Annotated in this window: 4 protein-coding genes; 3 read left to right on the top strand and 1 reads right to left on the bottom strand. The window is 38.3% G+C overall.

The features are described from left to right. The first annotated feature begins 161 nt into the window (after positions 1 to 161). Both L7E55_RS17350 and L7E55_RS17345 read left to right on the top strand, forming a co-directional pair. Complete coding sequence (locus tag L7E55_RS17350) at positions 162 to 1373, top strand: DUF2225 domain-containing protein (protein WP_277445619.1); 1212 nt, start codon at positions 162 to 164, stop codon at positions 1371 to 1373. A gap of 97 nt (positions 1374 to 1470) precedes the next feature. Continuing rightward, positions 1471 to 2421 carry a GGDEF domain-containing protein gene (locus L7E55_RS17345; RefSeq protein WP_277445618.1) on the top strand — a complete coding sequence of 317 codons (951 nt, stop codon included), beginning with the start codon at positions 1471 to 1473 and terminating at the stop codon, positions 2419 to 2421. A gap of 20 nt (positions 2422 to 2441) precedes the next feature. On the opposite strand, the gene L7E55_RS17340 is transcribed toward L7E55_RS17345, so the two are convergent. After that, positions 2442 to 3419 (bottom strand): GTPase, encoded by a 978-nt coding sequence (locus tag L7E55_RS17340; RefSeq protein ID WP_277445617.1) that lies wholly within the window; start codon positions 3417 to 3419, stop codon positions 2442 to 2444. Between the two features lie 174 nt (positions 3420 to 3593). Here L7E55_RS17340 and L7E55_RS17335 point away from each other — a divergent pair, with 174 nt between their 5' ends. Then, positions 3594 to 4034: a YaiI/YqxD family protein gene (locus tag L7E55_RS17335; protein WP_277445616.1), complete on the top strand. Its 441-nt coding sequence runs from the start codon at positions 3594 to 3596 to the stop codon at positions 4032 to 4034. The last annotated feature ends 162 nt before the right edge of the window (positions 4035 to 4196 follow it).

The raw sequence follows: 4196 nt of genomic DNA, 5'->3' as shown, positions 1-4196 counted from the left end.
TCATACGAAAGATGTATGCAAAGAAACCAAAAATATTTTTGTCATGCCAAACGAATATTGGTTTTTCTTCCTTTTTAACAAACAGAAAACATTTAAGGTAATTTGTCTCAGCATTTTATGTTATAATTAAAAAAATTAATAATATTTTTGGCGGTGATATCTTGGATACAGAACTAGCTATTAAGATTATGAAAAAAATCCCTTTCCTTAAAGACACAGAAGAGAGCATTTTAAAAGAACTCGTAAAAAACTTAAAAGTCGTCCGATTTACAAATAATTCGACTATCTTCAAGGAAGGTGGTGAAGGAACATGCATGTATGTTGTTTTATCGGGGAAAGTCGATATATATAATCTCGACTCTAATGGTAATGATATAATTCTTCAGACGTTGACACCTCCCGAGATAATCGGCGAAATGTCATTGCTCGACGGGTTGGGGCGTTCCGCGTATGCAAGGGCCGCTGAGGATACAGTCCTTTTTCAGTTGGAGAGAAATCAATTTTTTGATTTTTTAAGAGAAAACCAAGAAGTTGCCATTAAAATAATTATTAACCTAAGCAGAAGACTTAGACAGGCAAATATGAAAAATATGGAATTAACCGAAGCATTTAACACCATATCCGGTTTTAAACTGAATTTAGACGACGTTGATAACACTTCAGAATTACTATTGCCTGAAGAAAAACTGACTGATGAAAAAATAAAAACTATGCTGTACCGGAAAGAATATATCTGTCCGATATGTGATAATAAAATAAATACTTCCCACGTCCGGTCCAGTTCTCTACGTATTAAAAAAGTCGATGATGATTTATGCAACCACTATGAACATATAAATCCAATTTACTACGAAATAGTAATTTGTCCCCAATGCGGTTATGCATTTAACGAAGAAACCTATCTAATAAAACTTAATGACGGACAAAAAGAGGAAATCCTTAAACAGATCGAACCATTATGGAAACATGATAATTTTGACTACAGCGGAGTACGCACCCTTGAACATTCAATTCAAGCATTTCTTCTATTTATACTCTCGATGAAAAATCTTAAAATTAAAAATTCCAAAAGAGGCAATATATTCTTGAAAATGAGCTGGTTATACAGGTTCAAGAAAGATATTAATTCAGAAATAAAATACCTGCAGCTTGCCATAGCCCGTTTTAAAGAAGCTTATGAAAAGGAAAATTTAAGTGATCCAAGGCTGGAAATGAATATTATTTATCTTCTTGGGGTATTGAATTTGAAATTAGGCAATTCAAAAGAAGGATTCAGGTGGTTGGATACAATTTTAAAACATCCTGCGAGAGAAACTTTGCCGGGAATAGTTGGACGGGCAAGAGAAATCTGGCAAGATATGCGACAGCAATAGTTTAATAATAATTCTTTTTAGACATTTTAAAGTGTAAAGTAATTGATTCAAGTTTACGATATTAATATTAGATAACCATCGCAAAAGAGTGATTTTCTTGAAAAAGGAACTTTTTGAGGAACTATATTGTCTTAGCTTTTCACAAATAAAAGAACCTGCGCGGATAGTCGCGTCCCTGACAAATACTTTCAGGAAAGCGCTCAACCTGCGCCAAGTCATGGTTTGTTGTCGTAATTCGGAAGGCTATGAGATAATTTCTTCCAGTCCCTTAATCAATTCAGATCTTGAAAAAATACAACAATTAAAAAACTGTATACAATTCGAATTAAAAGATCGGAACGGAATAAATAAAGGAATACTATACCTAGTTTTAAAAAAACGCTCAGAAATGACACCAAAATCAAGAAAAATATGCAGCGCTTTCGCTACTCAAATTTCCGGGCTGCTAGCGTTACCCGAAGCCGATTACTGCGGCGAACAAAATTATAAAAAAGAAATCGATCATTACAAAAACCTTCTTATCCATGACAAACTAACCGGTTTATATAACCGTTACTACTTTGAGGAGCAAATTAAACTACTTGAAGGCAGTGATAATTACCCCGTCAGCATGATTATGATTGACGTTGACGGCCTCAAAATAATTAATGACACCATGGGGCACCGTTTTGGCGACAAAGCCCTCATTATAGCCGCTAAACTACTTAAGTATACTTTTCGCAAGGAAGATATTGTGACTAGAATAGGCGGGGATGAATTCGTTGTTATGCTGGCCAGAACTCCGCAAAAAGTCGCTGAACAAAGATGCAAAAAACTTTCAGACGCCATGTTTAAATACAATAATTTCAATAAGATACCACCAATTTCACTCTCTACAGGTTGCGCAACCTCAAACGGACCGGAACAGCCTCTCGCAGATACTTTAGAAACGGCAGACATCAATATGTACAGCCAAAAATTAAAAAATCGCTCAACTATAAAAAGTTCTCTTTTAACGAACTGCCGGTCATTCTCTATTTTACCCTCAGAAAACACGATAGGTGTCTAAATAAATATTACTTAAATTTATTACTGGTTTATCTCAACGATATCCCGATCAGATAATTGATAATCCCGGTTGACAGACTGGCCTTCGTAACGGGCTGAACCCCATACCCTAACGTTCTTCATCAGTTGCGGTAAATCACGATGAATATTTTCAGCTAAGTCCAGCACATTACTCCCTTTTTTAAGTATAAAGGGGGTTTTCATATCAGGCGCCTTGCCCGGCGTTTTGGTATAGACCCGGATAATCTTCAGCAATTCAAAAATTTTTTCCCGCATTATTTCCAGGCCAAGCCCCGTTGTTGCTGAAACTGGGATTATTTCAAGATCGGGCGGCCCAAGTTCATTCATAATTTGAATATGTTCAGCGCTATTATCCACTTCTGCTTTGGTTGCAAGCACCATGCACCGGTCAGCTGATATGGCGCGCGTTCCAGGCGAAACCTCATCAGCCATAATCTTCTTTTCTTTTAGATAATCATAACACGTTAGAAGCTGTTCAAGACAATTATCCGAACCAGCGTCGACCAAAATTAATAAAGCATCAGCGTTACGCAGAGTGCCCGACAGGCCGTCAGGAACCAATTCTTCTGTGATTGGTGGTGTATCAACCATCTGGAACAAAATATCCTGATAAGCCATCATACCGGTCATAGGCAAAGTCGTAGTAAAGGGATATTCAGCTATTTTCGGTCTGGCCCTGGTTACGGTTGCAAGTAAAGATGACTTGCCGGTGTTAGGGAACCCAAACAATACCACTTGTCCGGCGCCCTGCTTTTCCACCCAGAAAGGATCTATACGGCCTTTTTTTGACTTCTTCTGCCCTTCCTCCCTAAGCCGGGAAAGGCGCTTTTTTAAATCTGCCTGCATCTTTTCAGTACCTTTGTGCTTTGGTATCACCGCGAGCATTTCCTCCAGAGCGGCAATTTTTTCCGATACAGTAACGGCTTTCTTAAAATTTTCTTCAGCTTTATAATATATTGGTGTGAGATTGGCAGGCATTGTTTTAACCTCCCTTCCATATAGAGAATCAACTTTTCTTAATATATAATTATATTTTATAACTTCTCCTAAGTTCAAGAAGGTGAATCTATAACATTAACAAAGCATTATATGGATTAGGAACAACGATTTTTGCAAATACCTATACATATACTCGAGGATGGTTATTAATTTATGAGAATAATAATAGACGCCGACGCTACCCCTAAAAGTGTGCTGGAAATATGCCGGCAGGCTGCCGCACAACTTTCACTGCCTATGATTACCGTAGCCAACTTCAATCACAAGATCGATTCTGAAAATCATATCGTGGTTGGAAACGCTCCCCAAGAGGCAGACATGGAAATAATGAAATTAGCCGTCAAAGGAGATATTGTAATCACACAAGACTGGGGTCTGGCTGCAATGACTCTGGGTAAGGGGGCTGCGGCATTATCCCCTTCAGGACGTATTTTCAGCCCGGACACTATTGATTTTCTGCTGGAAGAAAGGGAACTGAAAGCAAAACACCGGAGAAGCGGCGGCAGAACCAAAGGACCGGCTAAAAGGACGTCGGATGATGATAAAAATTTTACAAAAAGTCTTTACATGCTGCTAAAAGACCATAAAACTTAAATCAAGTGCATGCCCAAAGGTCCCCTCTTCACTAGATCGAGTAAGGTAATGCTGCAGTAATTTTCTGCAGCATTATCCTTCTCACAGAACCGGACGTACGGGCCTCGTATCCGGCTCCTGATAAACCTCAGTCACTTCTCCCAAAAGTGATGCAAAATGCCG

The organism is Pelotomaculum isophthalicicum JI (genome assembly GCF_029478095.1).
Classification (GTDB): Bacteria; Bacillota; Desulfotomaculia; order Desulfotomaculales; family Pelotomaculaceae; genus Pelotomaculum_D; species Pelotomaculum_D isophthalicicum.
This window is presented reverse-complemented; position numbering and strand designations above follow the sequence as displayed.

What these genes read in the sequence shown, in the direction of transcription:
- L7E55_RS17340 (WP_277445617.1), bottom strand. Translation starts at nt 3,419, where the DNA reads ATGCCTGCCAATCTCACACCAATATATTATAAAGCTGAAGAAAATTTT.
- L7E55_RS17335 (WP_277445616.1), top strand. Translation starts at nt 3,594, where the DNA reads ATGAGAATAATAATAGACGCCGACGCTACCCCTAAAAGTGTGCTGGAA.